This is a genomic window from Clostridium cellulovorans 743B (assembly GCF_000145275.1).
Classification (GTDB): domain Bacteria; phylum Bacillota; class Clostridia; order Clostridiales; family Clostridiaceae; genus Clostridium_K; species Clostridium_K cellulovorans.
On sequence record NC_014393.1, the window covers coordinates 5173243 to 5190165 of the forward strand.

General features: G+C 29.4%; 15 protein-coding genes. 6 read left to right on the plus strand and 9 right to left on the minus strand.

The features are described 5' to 3' along the window. Nucleotides 1–18 precede the first annotated feature (18 nt). Nucleotides 19–1308 carry a GntP family permease gene (locus tag CLOCEL_RS21450; protein ID WP_010074312.1) on the minus strand — a complete coding sequence of 430 codons (1290 nt, stop codon included), beginning with the start codon at nt 1306–1308 and terminating at the stop codon, nt 19–21. A 167-nt stretch (nt 1309–1475) separates the two neighbouring features. Continuing rightward, nucleotides 1476–2336, minus strand: a complete 861-nt coding sequence (locus tag CLOCEL_RS21455; RefSeq protein WP_010074313.1) for a helix-turn-helix domain-containing protein — start codon at nt 2334–2336, stop codon at nt 1476–1478. A 222-nt stretch (nt 2337–2558) separates the two neighbouring features. Between CLOCEL_RS21455 and CLOCEL_RS21460 the strand changes: the two genes are divergently transcribed. Next, nucleotides 2559–3311, plus strand: coding sequence for an HAD-IA family hydrolase (locus CLOCEL_RS21460; RefSeq protein WP_010074314.1), 753 nt, complete (start codon nt 2559–2561; stop codon nt 3309–3311). Between the two features lie 162 nt (nt 3312–3473). Here the strand turns inward: CLOCEL_RS21460 and pseH are convergent, their stop codons facing one another. The 3 genes from pseH to CLOCEL_RS21475 form a co-directional block, all read right to left on the minus strand. Then, nucleotides 3474–3962, minus strand: a complete 489-nt coding sequence (gene pseH / locus CLOCEL_RS21465; protein WP_242655192.1) for a UDP-4-amino-4,6-dideoxy-N-acetyl-beta-L-altrosamine N-acetyltransferase — start codon at nt 3960–3962, stop codon at nt 3474–3476. Nucleotides 3963–3998: 36 nt separating this feature from the next. Beyond that, the gene (gene rffA, locus CLOCEL_RS21470; RefSeq protein ID WP_010074316.1) at nt 3999–5171 is read right to left on the minus strand and encodes a dTDP-4-amino-4,6-dideoxygalactose transaminase; all 1173 of its coding nucleotides are present in this window, start codon (nt 5169–5171) and stop codon (nt 3999–4001) included. 69 nt (nt 5172–5240) lie between these two features. Next, nucleotides 5241–6704, minus strand: coding sequence for a glycosyltransferase family 4 protein (locus CLOCEL_RS21475; RefSeq protein ID WP_010074317.1), 1464 nt, complete (start codon nt 6702–6704; stop codon nt 5241–5243). A gap of 445 nt (nt 6705–7149) precedes the next feature. Here CLOCEL_RS21475 and CLOCEL_RS21480 point away from each other — a divergent pair, with 445 nt between their 5' ends. The 3 genes from CLOCEL_RS21480 to CLOCEL_RS21490 are packed head-to-tail and all read left to right on the plus strand — an operon-like array spanning nt 7150 to nt 10522. Further along, complete coding sequence (locus tag CLOCEL_RS21480; protein ID WP_010074318.1) at nt 7150–7953, plus strand: hypothetical protein; 804 nt, start codon at nt 7150–7152, stop codon at nt 7951–7953. Between the two features lie 13 nt (nt 7954–7966). Beyond that, nucleotides 7967–9097 (plus strand): ATP-binding protein, encoded by a 1131-nt coding sequence (locus CLOCEL_RS21485; RefSeq protein WP_010074319.1) that lies wholly within the window; start codon nt 7967–7969, stop codon nt 9095–9097. 3 nt (nt 9098–9100) lie between these two features. Next, a complete protein-coding gene (locus CLOCEL_RS21490) occupies nt 9101–10522 on the plus strand; it encodes a vWA domain-containing protein (RefSeq protein WP_010074320.1) in 1422 nt (473 codons plus the stop codon). A gap of 184 nt (nt 10523–10706) precedes the next feature. Here the strand turns inward: CLOCEL_RS21490 and corA are convergent, their stop codons facing one another. The 4 genes from corA to CLOCEL_RS21510 all read right to left on the minus strand — a co-directional run bounded on the left by corA (nt 10707) and on the right by CLOCEL_RS21510 (nt 14044). Beyond that, nucleotides 10707–11666: a magnesium/cobalt transporter CorA gene (gene corA, locus CLOCEL_RS21495; RefSeq protein ID WP_242655193.1), complete on the minus strand. Its 960-nt coding sequence runs from the start codon at nt 11664–11666 to the stop codon at nt 10707–10709. A gap of 277 nt (nt 11667–11943) precedes the next feature. Beyond that, nucleotides 11944–12639, minus strand: coding sequence for a LiaF transmembrane domain-containing protein (locus CLOCEL_RS21500; RefSeq protein WP_010074322.1), 696 nt, complete (start codon nt 12637–12639; stop codon nt 11944–11946). Nucleotide 12640: 1 nt separating this feature from the next. Then, complete coding sequence (locus CLOCEL_RS21505; RefSeq protein WP_013291978.1) at nt 12641–13096, minus strand: LytTR family DNA-binding domain-containing protein; 456 nt, start codon at nt 13094–13096, stop codon at nt 12641–12643. Between the two features lie 180 nt (nt 13097–13276). Next, a complete protein-coding gene (locus tag CLOCEL_RS21510) occupies nt 13277–14044 on the minus strand; it encodes an SDR family NAD(P)-dependent oxidoreductase (protein ID WP_010074325.1) in 768 nt (255 codons plus the stop codon). Nucleotides 14045–14551: 507 nt separating this feature from the next. Here CLOCEL_RS21510 and CLOCEL_RS21515 point away from each other — a divergent pair. Further along, nucleotides 14552–15319 carry a 3'-5' exonuclease gene (locus CLOCEL_RS21515; protein ID WP_010074326.1) on the plus strand — a complete coding sequence of 256 codons (768 nt, stop codon included), beginning with the start codon at nt 14552–14554 and terminating at the stop codon, nt 15317–15319. A gap of 265 nt (nt 15320–15584) precedes the next feature. Further along, a complete protein-coding gene (locus CLOCEL_RS21520; protein WP_010074327.1) occupies nt 15585–16862 on the plus strand; it encodes a glutamate-5-semialdehyde dehydrogenase in 1278 nt (425 codons plus the stop codon). Nucleotides 16863–16923 lie beyond the last annotated feature (61 nt).

Below are 16923 nucleotides of genomic sequence, written 5' to 3' on the forward strand. Positions count from 1 at the left end.
ATATCACCATAATATCTGTTACCTTAATAAGCCATAGAGAATTGTTGCAACAAGGCACATCACACCACCAACTATACTCTCATATGGAATAATTTTTAGTCTGTCCTTAATTTCCATTTTAACTGATTCTCTTGTAACGTGAAAGAAGTTGCCATGTGGTAAATGGTCAATTACTGTTGCCCCTGTATGAAGCATAACCGCCGCATTTAAAGGCGCCACCCCTGTTGATAAGATAGCCTTTCCAAAAGTGCTTGTCGCCACAATTGTACCAATAGAAGTTGAAGCCATTGTTGCACCCATCAGTATGCCTACTATTGGTGCTAAAAATGTTCCTGGAATTCCTATTAACTTTACACCATCAACAATAACGTCACTTAAATTTGAATTTGATACTACCCCAGCAATTGCTCCGGCACCTATTAATATAATTACAGTTGATGTCATTCTATCTAACCCTGAGGTTGTATAAGAAACTACCTCCTTTACTTGCCCCATTGCCAATAATCCTATTAAGGCTGCACTAGGCAAAATTATTATTGAATCAACATAAAACTCCATAAAAGTTTTAATATTTAAGATATTCCCAATGGGATTGATTGCTAATAAAAGAATTGCCGTAATTGGAGCAACCATAGACTTTGCAAAGCTAGGTTTATTTCTAGTATTTACTGACCTATATTCCCACTCTACTTCCTGAACATGAACACATTTAGAGTTTATAAAACGAGCTATTATATAAGTTACTATAAGTCCTACCACCGCAGGGATAAATCCAGCTATCATTACACTAGCTAAATCTAGATTAAATCCTTGCGCTGCTGCAATTGTGTTCGGATTTGGGGAAATCATATTTCCTGCCTTCCCTCCACCTATCATTGTGAATAATATTGCTGATTTTGTTATACCTATCCGTTTACCCACTGACATAGCAATTGGTGCAACAATTATAATTGCAACTGTATTAAACACTCCCACAGAAGTCATAATCATTGTTGCTAGTGCAATTGCTAATAATACTCTTCTTTCTCCAAGTCTTTCAACTATAGTTTCCGATATTTTTTCAGCAGCCCCTGATTCAATCAGAATACCTGCCAATACACCTGCTGAAATTACATGAACTACTGCACCCATAACACTACTAGTACCACTTATAATGATACTAACTGTCTGTGAAAGACTTGCACCTCCTGCAAGTCCTCCTAATATTGCTCCAGTGATAAGTGCGTATACTGGAGTTATCTTCTTTAAAATTAATATTACTGCAACTATAAGCCCTATCATAGCTCCAATCCAATTAAGAGTTGGCATCTTTGCTTTCTCCTTAGTTCATATATTATCAAAATAATAATTATAAAATTTGAGGTTTGTATATCATAAACTCTTTACTAAGAATAACTATTATTCCCCTACTTATACAATGCCCCTATTCAAATAATATAAAACCAATTATTATATATTTACTTCTAACAACTTCTCTAAAGCAACTTTTTAATAAAATTATATGCACTCTCATCTTCCCACTGAGCTACTTTAACATGCCCAAAAGATTCCCCTTCTAAAGTGAAACTCAATAAATCTCTTATATTTTTACTGTAAAATTCCCTATCTAATTTAATTCTGCTAAAGAGGATTTTTTGTGTGCATGGTTTACTATTGGCATCTGAAGGAAGCATTAACATCCCTAATCCGCCAATATACTTATCTTTATTAACATTAGGTTTAATCATGTTTATATATACCATACCATCAGTAATACTATGTAAGTTAAAAAATATCAGCTTGCCTGAGACATTATACTTTCCAGTAAAAGCTTTAATTACATTCTCTTTAGAAAGAATCTTGAACTCTACCTTATCATTATAAAATTCAAAAACCCCCTCATGTATAGCACCTTCCATAGCTACATTAGTAACTAAAAAGTATACATAATATTTTTCTTCAAAAAAATCAATTTCATTTTGTTCATTGCACTCTAAACCTTCAATGTCTGATGAACTTAATGGTATTTCAATAAGCTTTTCTATACTTATTTTGTATATCTGAGAAATGTATATCAAAGTCTCTATTGATGGAAAAGCATCACCTGATTTATATTTAGATAGCAAATCCTCTGATACCCCTATCTTTTTAGCTAACCTTTTCTGAGTTGATTCTAATTGGATTAGTTTCCTTAGATTATAGGTAAATACCTTGGAAGTTTTTTCATATATGTCATTCTTCAAAGCTTTTACTTCATTAATATTATTGTTTTCAACCTCCAAATTATATAAAATATCACTTATTTTCTTTCCAATTTTTTCTTCTATATTCTTAATTTCTTGTAAGTCTTTTTTCAACTCTAACACCTCATGTTATCCTCTAATGATAATCAATATAATTGAATTCTATTCAAGTTAATATCCTATGTGGTTCAAGTAAATTTGATAGTTATACATAAGTCTAGATGTATAACTATTAATAGATTAACATAATAATCAAGTTATAAAAATTGATTACATAATAATAAACTTAAATATGAATTGAAATTAATTACCATGTTGAATTTGGAGGATATATTAATGAAACTTATTAGCACAAACCCTTTATCAGAATATAATAATAAAATTAAAGCCATCTTATTTGATTCGGGAAGGGTTTTAAATGTACCCACTACTGGACATTGGTTTATAACCAATAACTTTTTTACTTATGTTGATAAAAAAAAATTTGATTCAATACCAACAGATATTAAAAGATTAGCATTCTATGAAGCTGGAAAATTTATTCACACAAAAAAGTTAATTCTTGATGAGCAAGAGGAATATACATATTTTCTTGAATACTACAAGATATTTTCAAGGTGTCTGCCTGAGTTAGGATTAGCAAACAACGATATTGAATCTATTACAAAGGATTATGTATATAATTATAATAAATATAGTTTTTTTGAAGATGTTATAAATGTCATACCAAAACTAAGTGAATCATACAAGTTAGCAGTAATATCAGATGCTTGGCCATCCTTGGAAAATGTTTATAAAGCAGCCGGATTAAGAGATTATTTTTCTTCCTTTGTTATATCTTCAAAAAAAGGTGTTTCAAAGCCTAATGAATTAATGTATAAAACAGCCCTTGAAGAACTGGATGTTTCACCTGACGAAGCACTATTTATTGATGATAATATAAAGAATTGTGATGGTGCATTGAAATTAGGTATTAATTCATTAGTATTATGCAGAGATTTAGACTCTTATGCTTATCATAAATTATTCAAAAGAAACTACACCGTAGTTAGAAATCTAACTGTTGTGAAGAATCTATTAAATATTTAATAAGTTTATACCTCAACTAGCAATATCTTTTACTTATATTTCAGTAGATTCCCCCTTATTTTTTATAATGCATATCAACCTGAAACATTTTTCAAAAACACTATAGAAGTTATGATAAAAAAGTAGGACCTACTTTGATAAAATAGTTCCTACTTTCTAACTTTACTTATTAAATAACGCCATAAATATAAGATTTTTATATTGATTCCCACTCTTTATATCGTCTTTAAAAATACCTTCATAGACAAAACCTGCACTCTGATAGCATTTTATTGCAGCTTTATTCTCTTCCAATACTCTTAAAAAGATCTTATTAAGCTTCATTACCTTAAACCCATAATCCACAATTATCTTAAGCGCTTCTCTTCCATGCCCTTTTCCTCTACCAAACTCTTCTCCAATGAATATCCCAAACTCTGCTTTGCTATTTTTCAAATCAATGTCTTTTAAAAACACTGATCCAATCGGCAACTCTTCTTCTTTAAGCACAATAATAAACTGTTTAGCTCGTCCTGTCTCCACATTACTCTTTAACCATGACATATGTATTTCCTCAGTCAATAATTGCTGATCGATAAAAAACTTACGTACCTCGTTAGAATTTCTCCATTCTATAATGTTGGTAGTATCATCCTTATTAATTTCTCGCAAATATATTTTGTTCCCTACTAATTCCAAATCAATTCACTATCCTTTCGCTAACTCAGAAAGCTTGGAATCTACCTTTGGCTTGTCTTTAAAGAAAGTTTTAATACAATTTGTTATGTATCTTATATTATCTTCTGAAATATTGTAGTATAGTGGAAGTCTCAGCAATCTTTCACTTTCATTTGATGTGTAGATATCTTCTCCATGAAAACGACCATATTTCTCACCAGCTCTAGATAAATGTAATGGTATATAATGAAAAACAGCCATTATATCTCGTTCTTTAAGATATTCTATTAATTCTGATCTTTCTTCAATATCCTTTACCTTGATATAATACATATGTCCATTATGTGTGCATTCTTCTGGAATGTACGGTCTTTGTATGTAACCATTTTTTTCTAAATCTACTAAAGACTCATGATAATAATTCCAAGATCTTAATCTATTTTCGTTTATCTCATTTGCCTGTTCTAATTGTGCCCATAAATATGCCGCATTTATTTCACTTGGTAAATAAGAAGAGCCATATTCGACCCATGTATACTTATCAACTTGTCCTCTAAAAAACTTACTTCTATCCGTACCTTTTTCTCTTATTATTTCAGCTAACTCTACATGTCTACTATCATTTATAAGAATAGCTCCACCTTCACCCATACTATAATTTTTAGTCTCATGGAAGCTAAAGTTTCCAAAATCACCTATGCTTCCTAATGCTATGCCATTATACGTGGACATTACTCCTTGAGCAGCGTCTTCAACAACAAATAAATTATTTCTTTTAGCAATTTCCATGATTTTGTTCATTTCACATGCTACACCTGCATAATGTACAACAACAATAGCCTTAGTCTTTTCCGTAATTGCTCCTTCAATTTTAGTTTCATCTATATTCATAGTATCAGGCCTAATATCAACAAATACCACAGTTGCCCCTCTCATTACAAATGCGTTTGCTGTAGATACAAATGTAAATGATGACATTATTACCTCATCACCTGGTCCTATATCACAAAGAATAGCACTCATTTCTAGTGCATGAGTACACGACGTAGTTAGAAGTACCTTAGGTACTTTGAACCTTTTCTCCATCCACCCACTACATTTCTTTGTAAAAATACCATCTCCACATATCTTATTATTCTTAATCGCTTCTTCTATGTAATCTATTTCATTTCCAATACACGGTGGTGTGTTAAAATTAATCATAACATTCTCCCTAAATATAAAACTTTACCATTATAATTTCTATTACTTTTGTTATTAATTATACAAATACTAACTTTTATTATTTATGTAATTTATGAATTTTTCTAAACTGTTACCACTAAATCTGCTATACCAACTTTTCATCTTTCTACATTTATATTCATAAAACCTTTTGTCATCAATCATATGTGTTATTACTGTTAACGCTTCATCATAATCAGCTATTATAAAATCCCGATTTAAATATTTTCCCACATCACCATAGCTAGTTGATATCACGGGCAAGCTAATTGACATAGCAGCTACTGCACTCAATCCTCCACCCTGCCTAATTGGATTTAAATACAAATTTGTTGATCTTAATAGAGCTAATAAATCACTTTTATATCCTAATAAATAAAATCTATCTAAGATTTCTTTAGGTACCTTATCCTCTAACAATTCCTTATTGTACTTCCCAACAAGAGCGATGCCAGCATCTTGGTTACTTTCAAGCAAATTTATGCATAAATCCAAGAATTTATGGTTTATCTCATTTTCTAGTCTATTACCTACTACTGCAATTATAAATTGATTCTCCGCAAAACCTAATTGCTCTCTTGGATAGGTGTAATTCTTATCTTCCTTGACTATTTCAAATAAAAAAGGAATTTCTAAAGCATTCTGCTTTTCATTATATTTATATTCTTTAACTTCAGTTACACTTCCTCCAACTGCTAAGTACTTTGTGTTTGCTATTGGCAAATCATTTGAAAGTGAAAATGTATATACATCTAAAAATTCGTTGCATATATCAGCTAATAAGCAAGTTCCTCCAACAGAAATAGCATATTTGGGTTTTAAATTATATATAGTTTTAGTCATATCCTTCAAATTTTCAATACGAAACGGACCTTTTCCATTTTGTTTATATACGATTTTGCATCTTGATAATTGTGCATCTTGATATGTACCCTGAAGTTGTTCATCGGTATTATCTAAAAATGCACTTGGAGTAGAGCCTTCAAACAAACATTCTATTGTATTAGGCAATTCATTCGTATTAAAAATATGAATTTCATCTACTTCATCATCGATAGTTTCTATTGCTTTTGCTATACTTAACAATACTTTAGTAGGTGAGTGCTGATATCCCAAAAACTGATTTGTCATAAGCACAACAATATTTCTATTTCTATCTTCTAACTCAATCCTCTCTAAACTATCAACCTTTGCTTTTACACTTTCAAATATAGCTTTGTATACATATTCTAAATCTAACTTCTCTTCATTACATATATTATTTTTGAATTTCATAATTACTAACTGCCAAAATATAAATACCCTTTTCTTGATATCTACTCTTTCATCAGTACAAATTTGTTGTAATGCAACAAGACTTTTATCATTTTCTAATCTCCTGCAGTTATATGATAATGCACCCACCGTAGCTTTAAAAACATCTTCATCTTTCAGATCTATATTTTCTAATCCCAACTCAAAAATATTATTACAAAACTGTTTTATTTGCTCTTCTTCCGCACTTATATTCAAATAAATCTCTCCTTGTATATTAATTTCAATTTTTTACTTAAAATTAAAACTATATCTTTATTATTTATTTCTTGATATTATTATCGACATTTATAGTTAATTATTTATACTACATAATCGATACAGTCATTGTTTTACACCATACCTAGAAGCTAGTATTTAAATGTATACTATCTTTCAAATTTAATAAACCTAATAGCTTATTATAATATTTGAAATTATACCATATCGACTTATTAACTTCTATATTTTTCCTAAAGATAGATTTTCATTTTTAAATCTTAATTTTATATGGTCTTTTTTTCCTATTAACAACTACTCTTTTAGTAGTATTTGTAGTTCCTATTGCTATGCAGTGGTATAATTATTCTATTTAGATTAACCACAAAAGCGTAATAACTTATTATTATATATATTGAAAATAATCATATAGGAAAGGAATATTATGGAGCAATCAAGACTTATTGAAATGATAAAAAATAATCCTAAAGTTATAGCATCTATAGATAATCCTACAGATGAGATGAAGTTATTGGCTATTAAAGGGAATGGACTTACATTGAAATATATAGTTAATCCCACTAGTGAAATGCAGGAGCTATCTATATCCAATAATTCTAGAGCCATTGAATTTGTAAACAATCCTACAGAAGATATGATGATAAAAGCTGTAACCGATGGATGGATTAACTTAGAATATATTAAAAATCCTACAGACAAGGTGATTAAATTAGCTATAGAGCAAGCAGGCTGGGCTATTAAATATGTTAATAATCCCAGTAAAGAATTACAGTTGTTGGCTGTAAGAAAAAATTATGATTCAATAAAATTTATAAAAAATCCTTTTGAGTGTGTACAAGAAGAAGCTGTAAAGATAAGTTATGATGCATTAAGGTATCTAAGTTCACCTACTCATAACGCAGAGCTTATAGCTATCCAAAATAATGAGAAGGCTATTAAGTTTATAAATTACTTAGACAAGAATAAAATGTTGGAATTTTTGAAAGTAAATATTTTAGTACTTAAGTATATTATGAAAGACATATCTAAAGATGACTTAGAGCAAGTATTAAAAGAACAGTTGTCAAAGGAAGATGTTGAGGAAAAGTATGTTAGAGATTACTTAAACTATACAACTATAGATAAACATAGTGACATTATGTCAATGGATAAGATAATGTTTATCTATAAATACGGAAGTAGAAAAGCTAAAAAAATAGCTGTAGATGAAAAACTAAAACTTTTATAAGGAGGGTGATAAAATGAATTTTATAGACACTCTAAAAAGTGTAGACTTAGTACTTGCTACTGGAGAAGTACCTTTAATCGTTGGTGAAAGCGGAATAGGAAAAACAGCTTTAGCCAAAGAAATTGCTAAAAAAAATAATTGGAGTTTAATTATTATTGATGGAAATCTCCTTAAAGAAGGTGAAATAGGTGGCCTTCCAACTATAGATTCTTATATAACAATTAATTCAAACGGAGATAAGATAGAAAAGAAATCTACAGTATATGCTATTCATAATAAACTAAGACAAATTGATGAAGAAATATCTAAAGAAAAAACTGTTCTTTTATTTATAGATGAGATAAATCGTTGTGAGCATACAGTACAACAGGAACTTATGAACTTAATATTAAACAGGGAAATTAATGGTTATAACCTACAAGAAACTGTGAAAATATTAGCAGCTATGAATCCGTCAAGTAAATATGGTTCAGATTTTGATTATCAAGTTGTTGATATGGATGCAGCACAAGAAAACAGATTTGTGTGGTTATATATAGAGCCTGATTATATGCAATGGTTGGATTGGGCAATAGATGTAGGAATTGAACAAAAGGTTATAGATTTTATCTCAACCTTTCCGGAATACTTACATAAAATAAACAAAAATGATATAAGAGCAACCCCAAGAAGCTATGAAAGAATCTCTAAAGCTTATAAAATTTATAAGGATAAAAAGGATTCAATACCTAGATCCATATTTTTAAATATTGTAAAAGGTAATGTAGGAAAGCTTATTGCAGAAGAGTTTGTTAGTTTTGTTCACACAGATTATAGTCCGCTAATAACTTATGAAGATGTTTTTTCTGGTGATTCTCTTAATGAAACTATTATAGAAAAAATAAAAAAGGAAACCCATACAAGACTTTATTTATCAGCAAAGAATATTCTAAAAAACTTAGAGGCAAATATAAAAGATTATAATCATACCTCAAGCTTTTATATCAATAGACTTATAGAGTTTTTGAAGATATATCCTGTAGACTTAATGATAGGCTTAATGAAGGATATAAAAAATAGTTATACTGAAATATACAACCACGCTATAGAAAATGAAGCTTTTGTAGATGCATATTTGGAAGCTTATAGTTCAATAAGGGGATAAGATATGAAAACTTATTTTGATACCCAAGTAGAAAAACTTTATGAAAAAGCAAATGAAGTTATAACTATTTATCTAAGTACAAATCATAAAGATGAAAATTCTCAGGTGAATATACCAGAAGATTTTAAGAAAGAATTTTTCAGTCTTGTAGATAAAGTTAATCTATCTCTTATGGAAGACAAAGATAATTTCTATGGATATTTTTTGTTTCAAACCTCAAGAGAAATAAGATTTGATATAAGCAGTCCTACTGCCATAAATTTTAAAGAAACTAGATATGTTATATACTTTAATCCAATAATTTTTTTAACTCTTAATATAAATCAAATGGCAACTACGATTAAACACGAAATACTCCATGTAATCTCAATGCATTTAATAAGATCAAAAGAATTTAAAGACCGATATAGTTCACTAGCTATTAATATGGCAATGGATGTAGTAGTAAATGAATATTTAGATTATTTGCCACCTTATGCCACTACTTTAGAATGGGTAAATTTAAATTATTCTTTAAAACTCTTGCCCTATGAATCTTTTGAATATTATGTAGAAAAGCTTCAAACTGCCATAGCCTTGCTAGAATCAGCTAAAGATGCACCAGCGGATGATCTTAATAAAGTTGATAATGATACAGATGGCAAAATAGAAATGGATTATAACCCAGAAAAAACTCATGACCTTTGGGAAGAATCTAGTGACATAGATAAAAAAACATTTAAAGAATTTACTGAAAAGTTTATTGATAATTCTCAAAAAGGTAACATTCCAAATTATTTAGAAAGTATTATATCTTCGATTAAAAGTAACGAAAATGAATTGCCTTGGAATTTGTATCTTAATAGGTTAATGGGCACAGTTGAGAGTAGCAAAAAAAAGACTATAACAAGAAGAAATAGAAGACAACCTGATAGATTAGATTTAAGAGGCGAACTCAGGAGTCATAAAGCCAAAATTGCTGTTGCTCTTGATATAAGTGGAAGCATTAGTGATGAAGAGTTTAAGCAATCCATTAAAGAAGTTCTCAATATAGTGAAAAATTATAATCATGAAATTATCATTATAGAATGCGATGATAAAATTAGGCGAGTGTATACAGTTAAATCTGCAAGTGACGTAAAGAATAGAATTAACATAAGAGGTCGCACTAAATTCACTCCTGTTTTTGAATATGCTAATGCTAATAAGCTTAATTTATTAGTGTATTTTACTGATGGTAAAGGTGAAACTGAACTTTTAACAATGCCTAGAGGCTATAAAATCTTATGGGTTATTTCCGGAAGAGGAGATACTCTTTCATTAAAAGAGCCTTATGGAGCAGTTAAAAAACTTAGTAGTATTGAAATGAAAGATGATACATTAGAACTGAATGATGTTGTAAGAGATGGTTTTTCAATGAATAACCAACAAGGAACATTTTTCTAAATACTATAAGGTGATTATTTACAAAGAAACTTTCTTAAAATCCTTGAACTCTTATTTTAACTTGATAAGAAATTATAAAACTAGTAAACAGAATTAATACAGCATTCATTTAGCACTCTAAAAAACGGATGTTTCCTAAACGGTAATCATCCGCTTTTTACTATCTAACTTTGGCGTATTTCTTCTAGTCAAACCAACCTTTGCGCTTAAACCATCTAAACAAGAAAAGACCTATAAATACCATGATTCCTATAACAAAAAAATACCCGTAACGCCATTTTAATTCAGGCATATATTCGAAGTTCATGCCATATATACCTGCAATAAAGGTCAAAGGTATGAATACTGTTGTTGTTAAAGTAAGAACAGTCATGATTTTGTTCATGCGATAAGAATTGATTGACATGTAATTCTCTCTTATTTCCACAGTAAGTTCTCGATTTGATTCTATTATATCCGATAATTTTAAAAGGTGATCGTATATGTCATTAAAATATCTTTTACTATCTCCGAAAGTTTCAAAATGACTAGAATTTATTATCCTATATAATAACTCTTTCATTGAATTTACAATATATCTTTGCTTTAATAGATCTGTTCTTAAATCAAAAACTTTATCTATAATGCTATCATTCATCCTTCCTTTTGTCTTAAAATTGATGTCATTTAAGCTATCCTCAATACGATAAACCTCTGGAAAATACATATCTACAATCTTATCCATAATCAAATATGCAACATATGCAGGATTTGTTTCTTTAATATTATTTCTTTCAATAACCTTTTGGCGCGTTTTATTTATTTCATTTAGCTTGGTTTTATGAAATGATACAATGTAACTTTCTCCAACAAACATATTTACTTCTACAGGTTCTAGGGTTTCCTGCTTCATAGCATTAAGTACAAAGAAATTATAAGTATCATAATAATCCACTTTCGGGCGCTCTAAATTGTTGAGACAATCCTCAATAGCAAGATTATTAAATTTAAAATATTCACTTAACAAAAGTTCCTCTTCTGCATTGGACTCCTCAAAATCCACCCAATACCACTTTATATCATCCATAACCAACCTGCTTAAAGGCTCATTCTGTATAAGCTTTAACTCTTTGGTCATAGCAATTGTGTATATCAATATTACCACCTGCCATTCTTCTCTTATAATACTTATAGATATGTTTTTATCATAAATGATGATTTATGTATATACTCCATTAATTATTATACGTAACTCCTTCTCCTATTTCTACCTATGTCTAGTAACGCACTGATTTTCCGAATCACTTGGAAATGTAAAGTGTTGTTATAGTTCCTATAAGTAAATAAAGACCTCTAAAAAAACAACTCCAGGGATAATTCTATCCTGGAGTTAATTAATTATAATATATTATTCCAATAGCTGGTTCATCTAAACTTATTATCTATATATAAATTACTTCTACACCAGAAAAACTAATATCACCAACTAATGTTAAGGTTTTGGTTGGATTATCATTTTTATTTTTTTCACTAATAGAACCTAAAAATACACTAGTTTTATCTTCAATCTTCCAAGTTCTGGGCATATATAACTCTATCCCTGAAAAAGATGCATTAATTCTAACTACGGCATTTTCATTACGTATGACTGCATTATCAAAGTATACCTTCATAGCTCCAAAAGAAGAATCAAAATGTGCTTGTTGAAAATCATCTGTATTCACATATTTTATACTAGCACCAAATGAATTCTTAAATCTAATTTGACTTCCATCTTCGATGCTGATTTCCTCAAACTTATGCTCTTCACCAATATATTTAGTGTTCATCCATTTTGAATGCCTATGAAAAATCATAGAAAGACCAATACTACCAAGCAACGCTGCAACTAATACAGTCCAAGGTGTAATGCTTGTAATTCCCAATTGATCGTCATATATTATACTAATAAAGGCAATAGGGAATAAAATACCTGGAAAGTTAACACGAATCAAACTTTTTAAAATAATTACTGCTAAAAGAATTGTTAATAACAGGCTAAATACATTTATATCAGGAAAGTATCCTAGTTTACTTATAATCAAGAAAACTCCGCCTAATATAAGTACTAGTCCCCAAAAAACTCTTTCTCTTTTCATCTCATTTCCCCTTTTCTAATATCTTAATTTTTAGTGGTTTATAATAATATCTTGAAACAAATACCTGCTTATGAGTATTTTGAAATTTAACTGTACTCGCTGATGATATACTGCGGGCTATGGAGTAAATATGATTCGTATTTAGTATTGTTGATTTTGAAACCCTCATAAAATATCCTGGTAAAAATTCTTCAAGTTCATAAAGCTTATATTTAATATTAAATATATTATCAATGGTATGTGCACACACCAGACTTTCATTAGTTTCGAAAAATAAAATTTCTTCTAAAGAAAGATAATACTCAGTATCACCTTTGTAAAATATAATTTGTTTCTTTTGTGATAGCATGTCAGCAAGTATAACTTGAATATTTCTAACTTCTTCACTTAGTTCATTACATCTAATGATAACTTCATTTTCTTTAATTTTATTATCTACCTCAATTTTCACCTTCATATTTTCACTCCCCACATTTTTATTATATTAACTAGCTTTTTCCTTGTAAACATAACAAGAGTAAGTGGTTAATTATTGATTGTAAGTGGTATGTTTTTTATATAGATGTATACTAAAAAAACCATACACCAAAATTATATAGGTGTATAGTTTCCTTTTACTTTTATGTATTCCTTAAACTTATACTATTGATATTCCGCCATCAACTACAATATACTGGCCTGTTACATAGCTTGAAGCATCAGAAGAAAAGTAGAAAATTGTCCCATTTAACTCTCCTTTTTTTCCTGGTCTTGAAGCTGGGCAAAGTGTATTATATTTTTCTAAAAACTTTTGTGATGTAAATAAAGTTCTCTCTGTCATTTCCGATTCAAATAACCCTGGGCATATAGCATTTACAGTTATCCCATATTGAGCATAACTTGCACCCATAGCTTTTGTTAACCCTAAAACAGCTGCTTTAGACGTATTATAAGCGTGCCTAATAAAAATGCCACCCTTCTCTCCTAAGATTGCATTAACAGAGCTGATATTAATAACTTTACCATAATTTTGTTCCTTCATAACTGGAATAACATATTTGCTTACAAGATAAATTCCTTTTACATTTATATCCATAACTTTGTTCCATTCTTCCTCACTAAGAGAATCTACTCCACCATGAGCTGTTACACCCGCATTATTTAGTAAAATATCAATTCTACCAAATTCATTAACTATAGTTTCTATTGCAACCTTAACTTCTTCTTCTTTGGCAACATCACACTTAATTGCAATTGCTTTTACCCCTAAACTTTCAACTTCTTTAGCTATTTCTTCAATTTTTTCAACCCTTCTTGCAAGCAAGGCAACGTTAACTCCTTCTTTAGCATAAGCTAAGGCCGCATCTTTTCCTAAGCCACTTGATGCACCAGTTACTACAGCAACCTTTCCATTTAGCTCAAACATCTTAATCCCTCCACGAAACGATATTTTATTTTCACCCTATATCATATTATTATGTATTTGATGTAAATTCAACCATATATTTCTTGAAAGCAATTATTCGGCTTAATTCTTCTTCATAAAGAAATTTTATCAATGAGCACCAGACTTGTATTCAAAACTATTCTCTATAAATATTTATACAAGGCTACGTTTTATTAAGATGGGGAATTTTACTTATCCGTATTCTATCACTACAAAAATATTTACGTAATTACTAATATGTTTGTTTCTACTAAGTATTCCATACAATCTTCTTCTATCAATTCTAACTACTTCACATTATAGCATTTGCCCTCATTATTTTACTTTTCGAAAGTATTTATATATATTACAATAATCCTATTATTCTTATTAAGAAAAAGGAACACACTATAGTTAATTGTTTAGAGAATTTCAGTTATATAAATTAATAAAAAAATATATTGCTACTATTCTTATTCATATTAACCCTTAAAAACAGGAGGAAACATGAATTATATAATATATGATTTAGAATTTAATCAAGAATATCTACATTCTTCAGAAGTTCAATCTGCTAATAATTCGAGCTTGCCCTTTGAGATTATTCAGATTGGAGCATTAAAGCTCACTGAAAACTTTGAAACTGTCGCTAACTTTAATAGCTTAATTAAACCTACTGTCTATCCCATCATTCACCCTTATGTAGAAAGCTTAACTAAAATTAATGATTCTATGGTTAGTTCATGCGAAACTTTTCCACAAGTTTATGAGGACTTTTTAGAATTCATTGGTAATGATGAAACAACTTTGTGTGTTTGGGGAATAAGTGATATAAAAGAGCTTTTAAGAAATATAAAATTTTATAACTTACCATCTTCAACAATTTCTAAAAATTATATTGATATTCAAAAATATGCTTCAAAACATCTTAGAACTCCAAACAAATCCAGAATTGGCTTAAGTACTGCAATAAGCCTTTTAAATATACCCACTAATGGGCAATTTCATGATGCTTTTAACGATGCATATTATACTACAGAAGTTTTTAAGCACATTTACAATAATAATATAAAAACTACTACTTACATACCTAACTTTTCTAGAAGAGTTAAGCAATCCAAAGAAAAAATCGATACTGTTGCTTTAATAAATCAATTTGAAAAAATGTACAATAGAGAAATGTCCCTTGAAGAGGAATCTATGATAAAACTTGCCTATATCATGGGAAAAACTAGACAATTTGTAATTGAATCTAATTTATCAAATGAGGATTAGGCTATCATTATCTATAATAGGTATAACCTTGTCTATTGTATAAACCTTTATCCACAAACTACCATTGGGTTACTTTTCATAATTAACCATGTTATACTTAATATTAATAAGGTTGATTACAGTACTTTATTCATTAACGTACATTAAAATAGATTATAAATTAGCTTACTTTCAAAAGATTTTGGGTTTATAGTTATTATTTTTAATAGCTTCTACATGATATTTTTTAATCATAGATAATAAATATAGAAATGAGGAATTAGATATGAATATAACGGAATCTGCAACTTTAGCTAAAAAAGCATCTATATCTCTTGCAAATAGTAATTCTGATTCAAAAAATAATGCTCTTATAGAAATTTCAAAAGCTTTATTGGAAAGACAAGAAGAAATACTTAAAGCAAATAATGAGGATATAGAAAGAGCCATAAATGAAAACTTATCAGATCCACTATTAAAACGCCTAAAATTTGATAAAAATAAAATTGATGACGTGATAAGTGGCATAAAAAGTCTAATAAACTTACCTGAACCTGTGGGAAAAACTTTAGCTGCTACTGAACTTGATAAAGGTCTTGAGCTTTACAAAATAAGCTGTCCTATAGGTGTAACTGGAGTTATTTTTGAATCTAGACCAGATGCTTTAGTTCAAATATCTACTTTATGCCTAAAAAGCGGAAATGCTGTTCTATTAAAAGGTGGTAGAGAAGCTTTTAATACAAATAGAGTTTTATTTAATATTATAAAAACAGCTTCTGAAGCGGCTGGAATACCTACAGGTTGGATACATCTTTTAGAAACAAGAGATGATGTAAATGAAATGTTAAAACTGGATAAATACATTGACTTATTAATACCAAGAGGTTCAAATGAATTTGTTCAATATATAATGAAAAACTCAAATATCCCAGTTATGGGTCATGCAGATGGTATCTGCCACTGTTATGTAGACTCAGAAGCTGATTTAGATATGGCAGTAAAGGTCGTACTAGACTCAAAAACGCAATATGTATCTGTATGTAATGCTACCGAAACACTTTTAGTAAATAAAGATATCGCAAAAGAGTTTCTTCCTTTGTTAAAAATAGAGTTAGACAAAAAAAACGTTGAGTTAGTAGGTTGTCCTGAAGCCCAAAAAATTATCTTTGTAAATTCTGCTTCGGAAGAAGATTGGAAAACAGAATACCTTGACTATAAGCTTTCTATAAAAATAGTTAAAACCATTCAAGAAGCCATAGAACATATAAATACTTATAGTTCAGGACATACTGAGGCTATTATTACTAAAAACAAAGAAAGTGCTGAACTATTTATGAATCTAATTGATTCTGCCAATGTATTCTGGAATTGTTCTACAAGATTTAGTGATGGCTTTAGATATGGCTTTGGTGCAGAAGTTGGAATAAGTACTAGTAAGCTTCATGCTAGAGGTCCTGTTGGACTTGATGGGCTTCTTATTTATAAATATAAATTGTATGGTAATGGTAATATTGTTCAAGATTATGCGAATAAAACCAAAACTTTTACGCATAAAAAAATATAAACTTCTCATTATATTAATTTTAAGGGGTAACCGAAAATTCAAAAGTAAATTTTTCAGTTAC